The 15,480-nt window shown below is 68.9% G+C and carries 19 protein-coding genes; 7 read left to right on the top strand and 12 right to left on the bottom strand.

Annotated features, from left to right (window positions below; translation table 11 throughout):
* Nucleotides 1–65: 65 nt before the first annotated feature.
* Both KLK06_RS37785 and KLK06_RS37790 read left to right on the top strand, forming a co-directional pair.
* The gene (locus KLK06_RS37785; protein WP_214640451.1) at nt 66–1,778 is read left to right on the top strand and encodes a GMC oxidoreductase; all 1,713 of its coding nucleotides are present in this window, start codon (nt 66–68) and stop codon (nt 1,776–1,778) included.
* 90 nt (nt 1,779–1,868) lie between these two features.
* A complete protein-coding gene (locus KLK06_RS37790; RefSeq protein ID WP_214640452.1) occupies nt 1,869–2,312 on the top strand; it encodes a YbaB/EbfC family nucleoid-associated protein in 444 nt (147 codons plus the stop codon).
* 7 nt (nt 2,313–2,319) lie between these two features.
* On the opposite strand, the gene KLK06_RS37795 is transcribed toward KLK06_RS37790, so the two are convergent.
* The 3 genes from KLK06_RS37795 to KLK06_RS37805 form a co-directional block, all read right to left on the bottom strand.
* Nucleotides 2,320–2,970 (bottom strand): hypothetical protein, encoded by a 651-nt coding sequence (locus KLK06_RS37795; RefSeq protein WP_214640453.1) that lies wholly within the window; start codon nt 2,968–2,970, stop codon nt 2,320–2,322.
* On the bottom strand, nt 2,954–3,283 hold the full coding sequence (locus KLK06_RS37800) for a hypothetical protein (RefSeq protein WP_214640454.1): 330 nt from the start codon (nt 3,281–3,283) through the stop codon (nt 2,954–2,956). Before KLK06_RS37800 ends, KLK06_RS37795 begins: the two co-directional genes overlap by 17 nt.
* Before the next feature lie 108 nt (nt 3,284–3,391).
* Nucleotides 3,392–4,240, bottom strand: a complete 849-nt coding sequence (locus tag KLK06_RS37805) for a hypothetical protein (protein ID WP_214640455.1) — start codon at nt 4,238–4,240, stop codon at nt 3,392–3,394.
* Between the two features lie 35 nt (nt 4,241–4,275).
* On the opposite strand from KLK06_RS37805, the gene KLK06_RS37810 reads away from it, so the two are divergent.
* On the top strand, nt 4,276–4,926 hold the full coding sequence (locus KLK06_RS37810; protein WP_214640456.1) for a VC0807 family protein: 651 nt from the start codon (nt 4,276–4,278) through the stop codon (nt 4,924–4,926).
* Between the two features lie 44 nt (nt 4,927–4,970).
* On the opposite strand, the gene argG is transcribed toward KLK06_RS37810, so the two are convergent.
* The gene (gene argG / locus KLK06_RS37815) at nt 4,971–6,419 is read right to left on the bottom strand and encodes an argininosuccinate synthase (RefSeq protein ID WP_214640457.1); all 1,449 of its coding nucleotides are present in this window, start codon (nt 6,417–6,419) and stop codon (nt 4,971–4,973) included.
* 127 nt (nt 6,420–6,546) lie between these two features.
* Here argG and KLK06_RS37820 point away from each other — a divergent pair, with 127 nt between their 5' ends.
* Nucleotides 6,547–6,828, top strand: coding sequence for a hypothetical protein (locus KLK06_RS37820; RefSeq protein ID WP_214640458.1), 282 nt, complete (start codon nt 6,547–6,549; stop codon nt 6,826–6,828).
* Nucleotides 6,829–6,838: 10 nt separating this feature from the next.
* On the opposite strand, the gene KLK06_RS37825 is transcribed toward KLK06_RS37820, so the two are convergent.
* A complete protein-coding gene (locus KLK06_RS37825; RefSeq protein ID WP_214640459.1) occupies nt 6,839–7,300 on the bottom strand; it encodes a VOC family protein in 462 nt (153 codons plus the stop codon).
* Nucleotides 7,297–7,872 (bottom strand): DinB family protein, encoded by a 576-nt coding sequence (locus KLK06_RS37830; protein ID WP_214640460.1) that lies wholly within the window; start codon nt 7,870–7,872, stop codon nt 7,297–7,299. Before KLK06_RS37830 ends, KLK06_RS37825 begins: the two co-directional genes overlap by 4 nt.
* A gap of 62 nt (nt 7,873–7,934) precedes the next feature.
* Here KLK06_RS37830 and KLK06_RS37835 point away from each other — a divergent pair, with 62 nt between their 5' ends.
* On the top strand, nt 7,935–8,888 hold the full coding sequence (locus KLK06_RS37835; RefSeq protein ID WP_214640461.1) for a YafY family protein: 954 nt from the start codon (nt 7,935–7,937) through the stop codon (nt 8,886–8,888).
* 5 nt (nt 8,889–8,893) lie between these two features.
* Here the strand turns inward: KLK06_RS37835 and KLK06_RS37840 are convergent, their stop codons facing one another.
* The 6 genes from KLK06_RS37840 to sigJ all read right to left on the bottom strand — a co-directional run bounded on the left by KLK06_RS37840 (nt 8,894) and on the right by sigJ (nt 12,486).
* Nucleotides 8,894–9,370 carry an iron chaperone gene (locus KLK06_RS37840; protein ID WP_250906652.1) on the bottom strand — a complete coding sequence of 159 codons (477 nt, stop codon included), beginning with the start codon at nt 9,368–9,370 and terminating at the stop codon, nt 8,894–8,896.
* A 91-nt stretch (nt 9,371–9,461) separates the two neighbouring features.
* Nucleotides 9,462–9,914 carry a pyridoxamine 5'-phosphate oxidase family protein gene (locus tag KLK06_RS37845; RefSeq protein WP_214640462.1) on the bottom strand — a complete coding sequence of 151 codons (453 nt, stop codon included), beginning with the start codon at nt 9,912–9,914 and terminating at the stop codon, nt 9,462–9,464.
* A gap of 11 nt (nt 9,915–9,925) precedes the next feature.
* The gene (locus KLK06_RS37850; protein WP_214640463.1) at nt 9,926–10,549 is read right to left on the bottom strand and encodes a glyoxalase; all 624 of its coding nucleotides are present in this window, start codon (nt 10,547–10,549) and stop codon (nt 9,926–9,928) included.
* A gap of 5 nt (nt 10,550–10,554) precedes the next feature.
* A complete protein-coding gene (locus KLK06_RS37855; RefSeq protein WP_214640464.1) occupies nt 10,555–11,019 on the bottom strand; it encodes a helix-turn-helix transcriptional regulator in 465 nt (154 codons plus the stop codon).
* A 39-nt stretch (nt 11,020–11,058) separates the two neighbouring features.
* Nucleotides 11,059–11,469 carry a VOC family protein gene (locus tag KLK06_RS37860; RefSeq protein ID WP_214640465.1) on the bottom strand — a complete coding sequence of 137 codons (411 nt, stop codon included), beginning with the start codon at nt 11,467–11,469 and terminating at the stop codon, nt 11,059–11,061.
* A gap of 72 nt (nt 11,470–11,541) precedes the next feature.
* Nucleotides 11,542–12,486 carry an RNA polymerase sigma factor SigJ gene (gene sigJ / locus KLK06_RS37865; RefSeq protein ID WP_214640466.1) on the bottom strand — a complete coding sequence of 315 codons (945 nt, stop codon included), beginning with the start codon at nt 12,484–12,486 and terminating at the stop codon, nt 11,542–11,544.
* A gap of 306 nt (nt 12,487–12,792) precedes the next feature.
* On the opposite strand from sigJ, the gene KLK06_RS37870 reads away from it, so the two are divergent.
* Both KLK06_RS37870 and helR read left to right on the top strand, forming a co-directional pair.
* Nucleotides 12,793–13,239, top strand: a complete 447-nt coding sequence (locus KLK06_RS37870) for a glycosyltransferase (RefSeq protein WP_214640467.1) — start codon at nt 12,793–12,795, stop codon at nt 13,237–13,239.
* Nucleotides 13,240–13,318: 79 nt separating this feature from the next.
* Nucleotides 13,319–15,469: an RNA polymerase recycling motor ATPase HelR gene (gene helR / locus KLK06_RS37875; RefSeq protein WP_214640468.1), complete on the top strand. Its 2,151-nt coding sequence runs from the start codon at nt 13,319–13,321 to the stop codon at nt 15,467–15,469.
* The last annotated feature ends 11 nt before the right edge of the window (nt 15,470–15,480 follow it).

Genomic DNA, 15,480 nt, shown 5'->3' on the forward strand with positions numbered 1-15,480 from the left:
TCGGGGCGGATCACCGTATCCGCCCCGAGGATTGCGGGAAGGACCTTCGCGGGGTCTACTTGTCCATGGCCCTTCCCGAACTGGTTCCCTCCGGTCAGCAGGTGGACGTCCAGACGACGAGCTTCTCGCTCGATGTTCTCGGCCGCTTCATCTGCAGCACCTGGCAAGAGGCGACGGGCAGCGGCGGGCCGCCGTTCTCGGCGGTGGTGATCGGCGGCGGCATGTACGGGGCCTACTGCGCGACCAAGATCTACCGTCGGCACCCGGGCAAGCGGGTCCTGCTGCTGGACGCCGGTCCTTTCCTGGTTTCCGAGCACGTTCAGAACCTGGGCCGTATCGGGCTCAACGTCCCCGCTCCCATCTCGCCCAGCGCCGATCCACGCGTGCCGCGGGAGTTGGTGTGGGGGCTGCCGTGGCGGGGCAACGTCGACTTTCCCGGGCTGGCGTACTGCACCGGCGGCAAGTCCCTGTACTGGGGAGGCTGGTGCCCGCGGCTCACGGCGAGTGATCTGCGGCGCTGGCCGGCCTCGACGGCCGCGTACCTGGAGGGCAACTACCTGGAGGTGGAGAGCGAGATCGGCGTCGTGCCCGCTACCGATTTCATCGCGGGAGAGCTCTATACGACGCTGTTCGAGGCGTTCGCGAGCGCCGCCGCGGTGACGCCGGGGTTCGAGACCGGCATCGGCGACCGTGGCGCCGAGATCGCGCCGCTCGCCGTGCAGGGAGACTCGCCGGTGTCCGGGCTCTTCGGCTTCGACAAGTACAGCAGCCTGCCGATGCTGATGGACGCGGTCCGAGAGGACGTGGCCGCCTCCGGGGGGCGCGACGCGGATCGCCGGCTCTTCGTGGTGCCCCTGGCGCACGTCATCAGGGCGCACACGGCGGATGGTGCGGTGACCAGGATCGACGTCGACGCCGCCGGGCAGCCGGAGTCCCTTCAGGTCTCCCCCGGCTGTGCCGTGATTCTGGCCGCGAGCGCGGTGGAGAGCACCCGGCTCGCCCTGTGCTCCTTCCCCACCCCGCTCATGGGCCGCAATCTGATGGCGCATGTACGCAGCGACTTCACCGTCAGGATCCGCCGGACGGCGCTGCCGCGGGTGCCGGACCACGTGCAGACGGGCGCGCTGCTCCTGCGCGGGCTGGTGCCGGCCGGCCGCTTCCACATCCAGGTCACCGCGTCGACGAGCCAGGGCGGATCCGACGAACTCCTGTTCCGCATGCTCCCCGACATCGACCTGCTCGATCGGCAACTGGCCAACACCGATCCCGAGTGGATCACCGTCACCCTGCGCTGCATCGGCGAGATGCGGGGGGACCGGACGACCGCGATACCGGATCCGGACAAGAGCTGGATCAATCTCAGTCCGCACGAAGTCGACGAGTTCGGCATCCCGCGCGCCTACCTGCACATCACGCTCGATCCGCGGGACGAGCAGGTCTGGCAGGCCATGGACACCGCGGCGCTCGCCATCGCCCGGGCGGTCTCCGGCTCCCCGGACCAGATCCAGTACCTGTACGACAACGCATGGCACGCGGCGCCGTTCCCCCTCGACCGGCCGTTCCCCGAATGGCACCGCGGACTCGGTACGACCTACCACGAGTCCGGCACGCTGTGGATGGGCGACGATCCGGCCACCTCGGTGACCAACCCGATGGGGCGCTTCCATCACGTACGGAACGCCTACGCCTGTGACCAGTCGCTGTTCCCGACGGTCGGGTCGGTCAACCCGGTCCTCACGGGACTGACCCTCGCCAGACAACTGGCCGAACAGATTTAACACGCGGCGTCTTGTTAGAGCCCTGCGGCATGTCGATATGGTGATGCCCGGCATCGCCCTGGCGGTAAGTAGAGAGCTGAGGTAGGACACGTGGCGGCACCTGGCTTCGGTGATTTCGCGAGCATGAATGTCGACGCGTTCCTGCGGGATTCACACAAGCGGGTGGCCCGTTTCGCGGAAGCGCAGAAAAGGGCCGCGGACGTGGTCGGCCGGGCCACCACTGCCGACGACCATATCGCGGTCGAGTGCACCGCCTCGGGGGTGAGCAGACTTGATATCGACCCCCGGGCCAAGCGCATGAGCGTCGAGGAGATGTCCGCGGCGATACTCAAAGCGATTCACGAGGCCGACGCGGACGTCAAGCGTCAACTGTCGGAGATTTTGACGGATTCGTTCGACGGGGACACCCTGAACCCGGCCGGCGACCCGGAAGCCGCCAGAGCGCAGGTCGAAGAGGCGCAGAAAGCGTTCGACCGAATGATGAGCGACACGATGGGCGAGCTGAACCGCATGCGCAAGGAGTTCGGCTACTGAGGGGGACCTACTTCAGGCCGTTGGTCAGGATCTTGTCGTACCCCCAAGCGGCCCCGCACGCCACGAGCAGCCCGAAGAGGTCCCACAGAACCTCGTTCCGCAGCACCAGGAGGCGCTGCTCAATCGAGAGAGCCACTGAACGCGCCTGCATTTCAGCGTAGAACCTCCCCCCTCCGCTGAGCGCCCCGGCGAGCGCGAGCCACGCCGTGAACGTGGCAGTGGCGAAGTTGAAGTAGATCCACGCGGTCCAGAGGTTGGCCAGCACTCTGAGGATCCACGAAAGACGATGCGCCGAGTCGGCGGCGGCCTGCGAGCCCATGGCGAACTCGGTGACCTTCTGCCCGAAAGCCGCTCGATCCAGCGCCTGCCAACTGGCCGCGGACACACTGTCGTGCTGATCCCGCATGGACTCGCCGGAGGCGGACACGTTGCCGCTGATGGCACTCCAGCCGTCCGCGGCCTTGTGCAGCAACTGCGGATCCACCGGCACGGTGAGGCCGTACTTGAGCACGGACTTCTGCAGCACCGGCAATATGGCGGCGGCGAAGGCGTATTCGCCGAGTGTCGTCAGCTGCATCCACAGGAGATCGCCGCCACCGCCGGACTCGTACGGACTGGGCGTGCCACCCGGAATGGGGAGCTTAAATCCGCCTGACATTCTCGGTGTTCTCCATTTCCGCGGTGTCCACGTTTCCGGATGCCGTATACAGCTCGTCCCGATGACCGCGCAACGATTGGGCCATGTCGCCCAGCTTCCGCTCGGCGGAGGCGACTATTCTGTCGTGCTCCCGGGCCAACGGAAATCCGACCACTCCCAACGCGCCCCAGCCGAGCCGCATATTCGGCGGAAAGACGCCGGCCTCTTCCAGATGCGACACGGGAGAAGTCCCGGTGGTGTCGTCGACAAGCGCGTCGCCGAGCCTCTTGATCGCCGACCTGTCGTATATCCGGGCTGACTCGTCCGAAAGCAAGTCATCACCATCCGTCCTCGATCAGTCACCAGGAGTCACTTTTCCGATGGTACGTCGACAAGATCATAGAAGTCGGAGGATACGCACGCAGACTTCTGCGCCTTTTGCTCAGCACCGCGCACGGTCGTCCTCGTCCAGCACCTGGCGCACGTACGTGCCGGCTGGGGCGCCGTAGACCCGCTGCACCGCGTCGACGGCGGCGTACAACCGGGGCAGCGCCCACCCGGCCGGCCGCAGCGGCTCCGGCAGTCGCGGTGCGCGCAGGGTGTCGACCAGGGCTGTGCCGAGCAGCCGGCTGAACGTACGCAGCGCCGCCGCGTCCGCCCGAAGCTCGTCCGGGGCCGTGCGGACCGCCGTCTCGATGGCCTCGGCATGCCGGGAGTAGGTGTCGCTCAGCGCCCCGAGATCCCAGGCGTCGTACGCGGCGTGGGCGGCGTCCGCCTCCTCCATCGCGAGGGTGGCCCGGTGCAGCCGGACGCCTTCCGGCGGGGTCAGCAGGGCACCGAGGTGGGCGAAGCGGTCGGTGAGCGCGATGAGCACCCCCTGCTGGAGCAGACCGTACCCGGCGAGCAGCGCGGCCCGGCGCAGCGCGTCGCGGTAGGCGCGCTCACTCTCCGGCACCTGGTACAGCAGCGCGTGGAAGTGCCCGGTCCACGGTGGGGGCTCGTTCGAGGCGCCGCGCCGGATCTGCGCGAAGCCGGCGGCCATGGCGCCGGCCAGCCGGTAGTACGCGCCGCCGCCGCGCCGCTCGCTGACCAACTGGCCGTCGCGCCGCATCCGGGCGACAAGGGCGCGTGCCGCCGCCTCGGTCAGGCCGAGATCCCCCAACAGGCGGGTCAGCCCGGTGCCGGACAGCTCCGGCCGTCCAGAGACGCCGAAGAGGAACGGGACGAGCGCGACTGAGCGCCCACGCGAAGGTCGTGTGAGCGACCAATCCGATGATACATTCCTGTTCACGCTCGTGAGTTTATTCGACATACGAGGAGGGTCTGATGGCACGGTTCCGGGCACTCGCGCTGAACTGGGGACCGACGATCGTGTTCAACGTCGTCCTGCCCTACCTGACGTACATGGTGCTGACCGACCGCGGCGTGTCGACCGTCGCCGCGCTCGCGATCTCCGGAGTCTGGCCCGCCGTCGAGGTGCTCGGCATCTTCCTGATCAAGCACCGCGTCGACGACTTCGGCGTGCTCGCGCTGGTCGTGGTCGGCCTCGGCGTGCTGAGCGCGCTGGTGTTCCGCAGCGCGTCGCTGGTGCTGGTCAAGGACTCGGCGGCCACCGGCCTGTTCGGCCTGGTGCTGCTCGGGTCGCTGCTGATGCGCCGTCCGCTGATGTTCTACTTCGGACGGAAATTCGGCACTGACGGCACCGAGGAGGGGCTGGCCCGGTGGAACGGCCTCTGGGAGTACGCCGGTTTCCGCCGGGTGCAGCGGGTCCTCACCCTTGTGTGGGGCGTCACGTACCTCGCCGAGGCGGTCGCACGGATCGTCCTGTCGTACGTGCTGCCCACCTCGACGATGGTCTTGATCTCCACAGTGATGCCCATCGTGGTCACGGGCGCGCTCGTCGCCTGGACCATCCTGTACGCACGCCGCAGCCGGGCCGCCGCCGTACGCCGCAACCCGGCGGCGTTCTCCACCTGAGATCGACGCCCTGGTACGACGCGCGCCGGAGCGGCTGAGGCCGGTCAGTCGGTGCCGAGCTCCATGGCGGCGCGGTCGAGCATCTCGTCCTCGTCGGAGACCTCACCGCGTGAGGCGATGGCCTCGGCGCCGCCCTCCGGCATCGCGCCGATCAGCTCGGTCGAGGCCGCCGGGGGGATGCCGATGAGCGCGTGATGGGTGGTGCCGACCATGCCGAGGCTGGCGTACTGCTCAAGCTTGGCGCGTGAGTCGGCGATGTCCAGGTTGCGCATGGTGAGCTGGCCGATCCGGTCCACCGGGCCGAACGCCGAGTCTTCGGTGCGCTCCATCGACAGCTTGTCCGGGTGGTAGCTGAAAGCCGGGCCGGAGGTGTCCAGGATCGAGTAGTCCTCACCGCGCCGCAGCCGCAGCGTCACCTCGCCGATGACCGCCGTGCCGACCCAGCGCTGCAGCGACTCTCGCACCATCAGCGCCTGCGGGTCGAGCCAGCGGCCCTCGTACATCAGCCGGCCGAGCCGCCGTCCCTCGTTGTAGTAGTTGGCCAGCGTGTCCTCGTTGTGGATCGCGTTGACCAGCCGCTCGTAGGCCGCGTGCAGCAACGCCATCCCCGGCGCCTCGTAGATGCCGCGGCTCTTGGCCTCGATCACCCGGTTCTCGATCTGGTCCGACATGCCTATGCCGTGCCGCCCACCGATGGCGTTCGCCTCCATCACCAGGTCGACCGGGGTGGCGAACTCCTTGCCGTTGATCGTCACCGGGCGGCCCTGGTCGAACCCGATGGTCACGTCCTCGGTGGCGATCTCGACCGTGGGATCCCAGAATCGCACGCCCATGATCGGGTCCACGGTCTCGATGCCCGTGTCGAGGTGCTCCAGGGTCTTGGCCTCGTGGGTGGCGCCCCAGATGTTGGCGTCGGTCGAGTAGGCCTTCTCGGTGCTGTCGCGGTAGGGCAGGTCGTGGGCCAGCAGCCACTCCGACATCTCCTTGCGACCGCCGAGCTCCGACACGAAGTCCGCGTCGAGCCAGGGCTTGTAGATGCGCAGGTGGGGGTTCGCGAGCAGCCCGTAGCGGTAGAACCGCTCGATGTCGTTGCCCTTGAACGTCGAGCCGTCGCCCCAGATCTGCACGTCGTCCTCGAGCATCGCCCGCACCAGCAGGGTCCCGGTGACGGCACGACCGAGCGGCGTGGTGTTGAAGTAAGGGCGCCCGGCCGAACGGATGTGGAACGCACCGCAGGCGAGCGCGGCCAAGCCCTCCTCGACCAGCGCCGCCCGGCAGTCGACCAGGCGCGCGATCTCGGCACCATACGTCGTCGCACGACCGGGCACCGAGGCGATGTCGGGCTCGTCGTACTGGCCGATGTCGGCTGTGTAGGTGCACGGGACTGCGCCCTTGTCGCGCATCCACGCGACAGCCACCGAGGTGTCGAGGCCGCCCGAGAAGGCGATGCCGACGCGCTCGCCGGTGGGCAAGGAGGTGAGAACCTTGGACATGAGAGAGAGTATGCATTGAAACGCATGCTCATGCAAAGCCCAGGCCGCCCGCGTCTCCCCAGCACATCCACCACCGGGCCCGGCCGACCCTTTCGAGAGGACGGTGTGAGAGAGGAGGATGGCCACCATGGGAGACGAGCAGATCCCGACCATCGGCCGCTGTTATGCGTGCAAGCGCACCTTCCGCTTCACCCCGGCAAGTGTCATGACCGCCATGATCGACCCCGAGACCGGTCTTCTTCCAGGCATGACCGTGTTGGGTACCGTCCGCGAGCCGACACCGGAAGCCGTGGCCAGATCGGTCGAGGAACCTTTCTGCCCTGACTGCGTGAAGAAGGCCGTCGATTTCGCGGACCCGCCCGCCCTTCAATTCGACACATGGCCACGAGGCGACCCGGACCGTGACTGACGGAGCCGTGTCAGTCCAGGCAGAACTCGTTGCCCTCCGGGTCGGTCATCACGATCAAGCCGGCGCTCATCGGAGGTTCGGGCTCGTAGCGCCGCACTCGCTTCGCTCCCAGCGCGACGAGCCGGTCGCACTCGACCTCCAGCGCCGCCATCCGCTCCTCTCCCTGCAGTCCGGGAGCCGCACGGACGTCGAGGTGGACGCGGTTCTTGGCGACCTTGTCCTCCGGCACCTGCTGGAAGAACACCCGTGGCCCGTGCCCGTCCGGGTCCTCGATGGCCGATCTCGTGTTGCGCTGCTCCTCCGGTACGCCGATCCGCGCGAGGAAGTCGTCCCATGCGGCCAGCGGGTCGGCGCCCTCGGGCAGGTCGACCCCGGGCGGGGCGGGGTGGACGTAGCCCAATACGTCGCGCCAGAAGGACGAGAGCGCCCGCGGGTCGTGGGCGTCGAAGGTGACCTGGATGTGGCGGCTCATCGGGTTGCTCCGTTCGTGTGCAGGTAGAGGTCGCGCAGCAGGCAGACCTCGGACAGGTGGTGGATCAGCTCGCGGTGGATGTGCAGCACCAGATCGGCCATGGACGCCTCGGGGTAGGGCTCCTTCGCGCCGACCGGGACCTGCAGCCCGGCCTCGCCGAGGCCGCGCACCCCGGCCAGCCAGACGTCGAGCTGGGCCGCGAGCTGGTCGAGCGCGGTGGCCGCGCCGCCGGCGTACTCCCAGGTCTCGTACGACGCCGCCGGCGCGCCGAAGTGCGCCGCGTTGCACGCGGCGAGCACGCCGACGATGACATGGCCGAGTCGCCAGGCGATCGTGGTGAAGGCCGGGGGGACCGGCTGGGGAAAGGCGTAGTCGATCGTGAAGTCCCCGGCACCGACCTGCACGGGCGCCGTCGAGCTGCCACGCGGCCGCACGCTCCAGGCGTCCGGCACCGGCGCCCAGAAATACTCGTCGTCGGTGAGGCCGTCGAGCCGGGCTCGGACCTGATGGTTCCAGTGGAACTCCCACTGCTCGCGCAGCGTACGGTTCCAGTCGGGTTCGTCTGCGTCCATGGAGTCACCCTCACACCCCAAGCGGACAGAATCGGTCCGCTATCTCTGGCAGGGTGTGGGACATGGACGTGGGTACGACCGAGCGAGTGCTCTCCCTGCTCGGACTGCTGCAGCAGCGCCAGGTCTGGACCGGCCCCGAGCTCGCCGACCGGCTAGGGGTCACGCCGCGTACGGTACGGCGTGATGTCGAGCGGCTGCGCACACTCGGCTATCTGGTGCATGCCAGCCAGGGTGTCGGCGGCGGCTACCAGCTCGGCCAGGGGCAGGACCTGCCGCCGCTGCTTCTCGACGACGATGAGGCGATCGCCACCGCCCTCTCGCTGCTCGTCGGCGCGGGTGGCGCGGTCGCCAGCGCCGGCGACGCCGCGCTCCGGGCACTGACCAAGCTCGACCGGGTGCTGCCCACCCGGTTGCGGCACGAGGTGCGCGCGCTCTCCGGCTCGGTGGAGTCCTTCGGCGGCGGCCGTACGCCGGTCGACCCCGAGGTGCTCATGACGCTGGCCAGAGCCTGCCGCGACGAGGTCGAGGCCGGCTTCGACTACCCGTCCGGGAACGAGGTGCGACGGCGGCGGATCGAGCCCTACCGCCTGGTCGCCTCCGACCGGCGCTGGTACCTCTTCGCCTACGACCTCGATCGCGACGACTGGCGCAGCTTCCGCGTCGACCGGATGACCGACGTGTCCGCCCGGACCTGGCACTTCCGCCCGCGCGCGGCGCCCGACGCGGCGGCGTACGTGCAGGAGAGTGTGGCGAGCCGGGTCTACCAGCACCAGGCGCGCTTCCTCGTGCACGCCTCGGCCGACACGGTGCGCGCGCAGATTCCGGCGTCGGCGGCCGTCGTACGGCGGCGCGGGAGCGAGCTCTGCGAAGTGCTCAGTGGCGCCGGCAGCCTCGACTTCGTGCTCATGCATGTGCTCCTGCTGGGGCACGACTTCGAGGTACTCGACCCTCCGGAGCTCGGGGGGCGCTGTCGCGTGCTGGCGGAGAGGCTGCTGTCGGCCGGTGCGGCGCTCTGACCGCCTCAGCCCGCGGCCTTCTTCATGAGCGCGCCGATCCGTGCCTCGTTGGCGGCGGTCAGCTCCGTCAGAGCGAAGGAGGTCGGCCACATGGTGCCTTCGTCGAGGTTCGCCGGGTCGCTGAAGCCGAGCGTGGCGTACCTCGTCTTGAACTTCTGCGCGCTCTGGAAGAAGCAGACGACCTTGCCGTTCCTGGCGTACGCCGGCATCCCGTACCAGAGCTTCGGCGAGAGGGCCGGCGCGTTGGCTTTGACGATGGCATGGAGCCGCTCGGCGATGACGCGGTCCGGCTCCTCCATCTCGGCGATCTTCGCGAGCACTTCGCTCTCCACGTCCGCCTTGGCCGCGCGTGAGCCGCGCTTGGCGGACGCCTTCAGCTCCTTGGCGCGCTCCTTCATCGCGGCCCGTTCCTCATCCGTGAATCCGTCGAACTTCTCCTCGGCTGCGCCGGTGTTCTCGGCGGATGTCCGCGTGTCCTTCATGGCAGATTTCCTCTCTTGTGGCATGCCAAAGATCCGCCGCGGTGGCGGCTTCTCGGAAAGTGATCGGTTGTTGCCCGGGTGAGAACGGCGGTCAGCCGAGCCAGCGGCCGTCGCGCATGAGGTCGCGTCCCCGCAACTCGTTCGCCTCGCGCCAGGCCTGGATGCGCCGTGGCCGGATCAGGAAGTACTGGTAGGGCTCGTCGAGCTCGCGCGGGTCGAAACCGGTCTTGGCCGCGAACGCGTCGCCTGTCTCCGGGGCGAGGTCGGCGAGGTTCACCGGCTCGGCGGTGCCGTCGACGACTACGACGTCGCGCGTCGGCCCGAAGCCGAGTCGTACCCGGCCGTCCGCCAGCAGGTTGCGGCCGGTGACCGAGGCACTCGGTGTCGAGATGAGGAACGCGGTCCCGTCCCAGAGATACGAGAGCGGGATGAGGTGGACGCCCGCGGAGCCCGGCGTCGCGACCCAGAGATCGACGTCGCTCTCCAGCTTCGCGCGAGTGTCCCGCAGCCTCTCCTCGAGCTCACGCGGCGGCGCGCCTGTCATGCTTCCTCCAGTCACAGCGTGGTTGCCAGCGATGCGGCCTCCCACGCGAACCCGTCCGGGTCGGTGAAAGAACCGGCGTCGCTGCCGAGCATGAGCCGGTGCGATCCGGTGCCGTCCATGGGGACGCCGACATTCTTGGCAAGGGCACGGCGCCCGTACAGCGCCAGCTTGACCGGACTCGACGCGCTGGCGAACTCGACGTACTTGCGGCCGAAGCTCTTCGCCACGACGAGGCCGCGGTCGACGTAGAACCGCTTGCTCGCGGCCACGTCCGTGGCTCCCAGCAGGAGCACCATCTCGTCGAACTGCTGGGTGGCCGGCCCGGTGTCCTTCTTCTCCGACGTCGCGACCTTCCAGATCGTCCCGTCCGGAGCCTGTACGACGCCGCCGTAGCCCCAGAACGACTTCTCGGCAGGCTTCACCGGCGTGGCGCCGGCGTCGAGGGCGGCGCCGATGAAGGCGTCGACGGTGGACGGCTGGGACACCGTGAGCGACAGCACGAACCCACGGAAGCCGGTCGCCGGCACCTCCGAGGCCCGCAGGCGCACGTGAGCGCCCAGACCGAAGGCGGTGTAGAAGCGGTCGGCGGCCGCGATGTCGGCCACTTCGAGGGTGAGGGATGCGATGGAAGTCATAGCTGTCACGCTAGTTGCGGCTCGATGGCCGGCGCTTCTCGATTCCTGACCGGTCTCGTCACCTGCTTCGCCACGCACGAGGGCATCCCCGCCGCACCGCCCGCCGCCTGGCGTTGGTAGGCGCTGGGCGGCATGCCGACCAGCTCGGTGAAGCGGGTGCTGAACGTGCCCAGCGACGAGCAGCCGACCGCGAAACAGACCTCGGTGACGCTGAGGTCGCCACGACGCAGCAGCGCCATCGCGCGCTCGATGCGCCGCGTCATCAGATAGGAGTACGGGGACTCACCGTAGGCGAGCCGGAACTGCCGGCTGAGATGCCCGGCCGATATGTGCGCGCCGCGGGCGAGCGCCTCGACGTCCAGCGGCTGCGCGTACTCCCGGTCGATCCGATCGCGGACGCGGCGCAGGCGCGCGAGATCGTTCAGGCGCTGGGCCGCGGTAAGTGCGCGCCCCCATGCGGGATGACACATGACAGAACTCCCTTTCAGGTCGCTCAATGGCCGAACGGCTCAGCGAAGCTCCTGGATGCGGACCAGGTTGCCCGCGGGATCGCGGAAGGCGCAGTCGCGGACGCCGTACGGCTGCTCCGTCGGCTCCTGGACGACCTCGGCGTCGCCGGCCTGCAGCCTCTCGAAGGTGCCGTCGAGGTCCCGGGTGGCCAGCAGGATCCAGCCATAGGTGCCCTTGGCCATCATCTCGATGATGGTGTGGCGCTCGTCCTCGGTGATGCCGGGGTCGGCGGCCGGCGGCGCCAGGAGGATGGACGTGCCTGGCTGGTCGACGGGACCGACCGTGATCCAGCGCATCATGCCCTGCCCGACGTCGCTGCGTACCTCGAAGCCGAGGGTGTCGCGGTAGAAGGCCAGGGCGGCGTCCGGGTCGTCATGCGGGAGGGAGCTCGTGTGAATGGAGAGGTCCATAACCGTCCACACTAACTGCGGCTCGATGACCAGCGCTTCTCCGATCCTGCTCGGTCCGGCCCTGGGTCGGCTCTAGTGCTGTGGCCCCACCGTCCACGGCCGGAGCTTGTCGGGGTTGCGTACCGCCCAGATGTGCTTGATCCGGTCGCCTGCCACGTCGAACGCCATCACCATCACGGTGACGCCGTCTTGCTGAGCGATCAGACCGGGCTGGCCGTTGACCATACGCTCCAGGATCATCAGATCGGTCGCCAAGCCGGCGATCTCGACGGCGTAGCGCGCGATGTGCTCGCTGCCCACGATGGGGTGGAGCACGGCGCTGACCAGGCCGCCGCCGTCGGCGATCGCCGTGGCGTCCGGGTCGAGCAGGCTGATGAGGGCGGCGATGTCCTTGGCCTGCCAGGCCTGCTTGAAGTCCCGGACGATGCCGGCCTGCCGCGCCGCCGGAGTCGCGGGAGCCTGCGACGTACGAATGCGGCGGCGGGCCGAGGAGGCCAACTGGCGGCAGGCCGCCGGCGTACGGCCGACGATCTCGGCCACTTCGGCGAAGGAGTGGCAGAAGACGTCGTGCAGGATGAACGCGACGCGTTCGGCCGGGGTCATCGATTCGAGCACGACGAGGAAGGCCATGTTGATCGACTCGTCGAGAGTGACCCGCTCGGCCGGGTCGACCACGGTGCCGCCCGGCCGCCCGCTGATCCACTCCGTACGATCGGGCAGCGGCTCAGGGATCCATTCGCCCACGTAGCGCTCCCGCCGAGCCCGTGCCGAGCCGAGCAGGTCCAGGCAGATGCGACTGGCCACCGTCGTCAGCCAGCCGCCGGGCGATTCGATGGCGTCCTGCTGCTGCCGGGACATGGCGTACCAGCGGGCGTAGGTCTCCTGGACGACATCCTCGGCATCGGCCAGGGAGCCGAGCAGCCGATACGCCAGATTGATCAGCTGACGCCGCTCGCTCATGATCGCGCTCAGGCTCGGATCAAGCCGGCCGGGTCCTGGCTCGGATGGGGTGGTCATGGTGTCGTCGGCTCCCTTGGTCGCGGCGGCCCTCACCCATTCGACGAGACAGCACGCCGAACTGTGAGGTCTCCACAGCGATCTCACCCGGTGAGAACCGTCACCGTGCCGACGGTATCGTCGTGCGCGACACACCGCCGCGCTTCGCCAGGGGGTTATCCGTCCGCGACGGACCATGACAGGAAAGGGGAATATCCACTCCTCTCCACTCCTAACGTATAGCGCACCGGGGGGCTTGCCACAAGACCCGGGTCATGCCGCAGAATCGTCCGCCGAGGCCAGAACCCGTGGAGATGGGGATACGTAGTGCGTGTGTTGTTGTCGACGTATGGGTCGCGCGGGGACGTCGAACCGCTGGTGGGACTCGCGGTGCGGCTGCGGGAACTCGGCGCGGAGGTGCGGATGTGCGCGCCGCCGGACAAGGACGCCGGTACACCGCCGGTGTACGTCGGCTTCGGCAGCATGCGCCGCGTCTCGGAGGACGTCGCCAGAGTGGCCATCGAGGTGATCCGCGCGCAGGGCCACCGCGTGCTCGTCGGGTGCGGCTGGGCGGACCTGGGCTTGATCGACGACCGGGACGGTCCGACTCCGACCACCGAGTCCCTGTCGGCCGCGCTCAAGACGGCCCTGACCCCCGAGACCCGCGCACGAGCGACCGCCGTGGCCGCCACGAACCGCACCGACGGGGCGACGGTGGCCGCGAAGCTGCTGCTCGACGCGTTCAGCCGAGAAAGCCGGCCCGTGGCCGTGTGACCCACACGAGATCGCCGAGCCAGAACCCAGAACACGAGCGTGCAATGGTCGCCAGCGACCCCAGATCGGAGCCAATGACGTGAACCCGCTGACCACCAGTGCGTTTGATCTTCCCGACCACCTCTCCCCCAAGGCCGACCCGAAGCTGATCGCCGGCGATGAGCAGCACTTCGCGGCCATCGCGGAGAGCCTTGATCAGTCGATCGCCGACCTGTCCGAGCGCCTCGACGCCGAGCGCAAGGCGCCCGGCGGCAAGGGCCGGCAGGCGTTGGACCGGGACCTGGAGGTCCACCGGCTGACCGCTCGCCTGCGCGCGCTGCGTCGCTTCGGTCTGGACCTGTGCCTCGGGCACATGGTCAGCGCGGACGAACCCGAGCCCGTGTACGTCGGACGGCTCGGCCTTACCGACAGCACGGGTCGCCGGCTGCTCCTCGACTGGCGCTCCCCTGCGGCCGAGCCGTTCTTCGGAGCCACCCACGCCAACCCGATGGGCCTGGCGAGCCGCCGCAGGTATCGCTGGACCCGCGGCCGGATCAGCGACTACTGGGACGAGGTGTTCACCTCGGACGGGTTCGAAGGGCACGCCGCGCTCGACGACCAGTCCGCCTTCATCGCCAGTTTGGGCAGCAACCGGTCGGCCCGGATGCGCGACGTGCTCGGCACCATCCAGGCCGACCAGGACGCCATCATCCGCGCGGGATCCAGCGGCGCTCTCGTCGTCGACGGCGGTCCGGGTACGGGGAAGACCGTCGTCGCGCTGCACCGCTCCGCCTACCTCCTCTACTCCGACCCTCGCCTCGGTCACCGCCGGGGCGGGGTGCTGTTCGTCGGTCCGCACCAGCCCTACCTGGCCTACGTCGCCGATGTCCTCCCCAGCCTCGGAGAGGAGGGCGTACAGACCTGCACCCTGCGGGACCTCGTCGCCGAGGGAGGCGCGGCCGCGATCGAGCCCGACCCGGACGTGGCCCTCCTGAAGTCGTCCGCGGACCTGGTGAAGGCGATCGAGCCGGCCGTCAGGTTCTACGAGAACCTGCCTGCCAAGGGGATGACGGTCACGACCCCCTGGTCCGACATCCGGCTGAGCACCGACGATTGGGCCGAGGCGTTCGAAGCGGCAGAGCCCGGCACTCCGCACAACGACGCGCGCGACCAGATCTGGGAGGAACTCCTCACGATCCTGGCCGACAAGCACAACGACGACGACATCTCGACCGACCTGCTCCGCAAGTCGCTGCTGCGGAACAGGGAGCTGCTCACGGTCTTCAACCGCGCGTGGCCGCTGATCGAAGCGGCTGACCTCGTCGGAGACCTGTGGTCGGTACCCGCCTACCTGCGGATGTGCGCTCCCTGGCTCAGCCCCGATGACGTTCGGCGACTGCAGCGCGAGGACGCCCAGGCCTGGACGGTGTCCGACCTGCCGCTCCTGGACGCGGCACGGCAACGGCTCGGCGACCCGGAGGCGTCGCGAAATAAGCGCCGGCAGAAAGCCGCTGTCGCCGCCGAAACCGAGCGCATGGCCAGGGTCGTCGACAACCTGCTCGAGGCCGATGACGACGGTGAAGGTGTGGTGACGATGCTTCGCGGACAGGACGTTCGGGACGCCCTGGTCGACGAGAACGCGCTGCCCAGCATCGAACCGGACCTGCTCGCCGGCCCGTTCGCCCACATCGTCGTGGACGAGGCTCAGGAGCTGACCGACGCGGAGTGGCAGATGTTGCTGCTGCGCTGCCCGTCCCGGAGCTTCACCATCGTCGGGGATCGTGCCCAGGCCAGGCACGGGTTCACGGAGTCGTGGCAGGAACGGCTCAAGCGGATCGGGCTCGACCGGATCAACCTGGCCTCCCTGAGCATCAACTACCGGACGCCGGAAGAGATCATGGCGGAGGCCGAGCCGGTCATCCGGGCCGTGCTGCCGGACGCCAACGTGCCGACCTCCATCCGCAGCAGCGGTGTCCCCGTCGTACACGGATCCGCTTCGGATCTGCGCTCGATCCTCGACACCTGGCTCGCCGCGCATGCCGACGGGATCGCCTGCGTGATCGGCGACCCCACATTCCAGGGGACGTCGCGCGTCCGGTCGCTGACTCCGGAGCTGTCGAAGGGGCTCGAGTTCGACCTTGTCGTCCTCGTCGACCCGGAGGCGTTCGGCAAGGGCATCGAAGGAGCGGTCGACCGCTATGTCGCGATGACCCGGGCGACCCAGCGACTCGTCATCCTCACGAGCTCCTGACGTCGGGCGGG

The organism is Nonomuraea sp. NEAU-A123, from assembly GCF_018603905.1.
Classification (GTDB): Bacteria; Actinomycetota; Actinomycetes; order Streptosporangiales; family Streptosporangiaceae; genus Nonomuraea.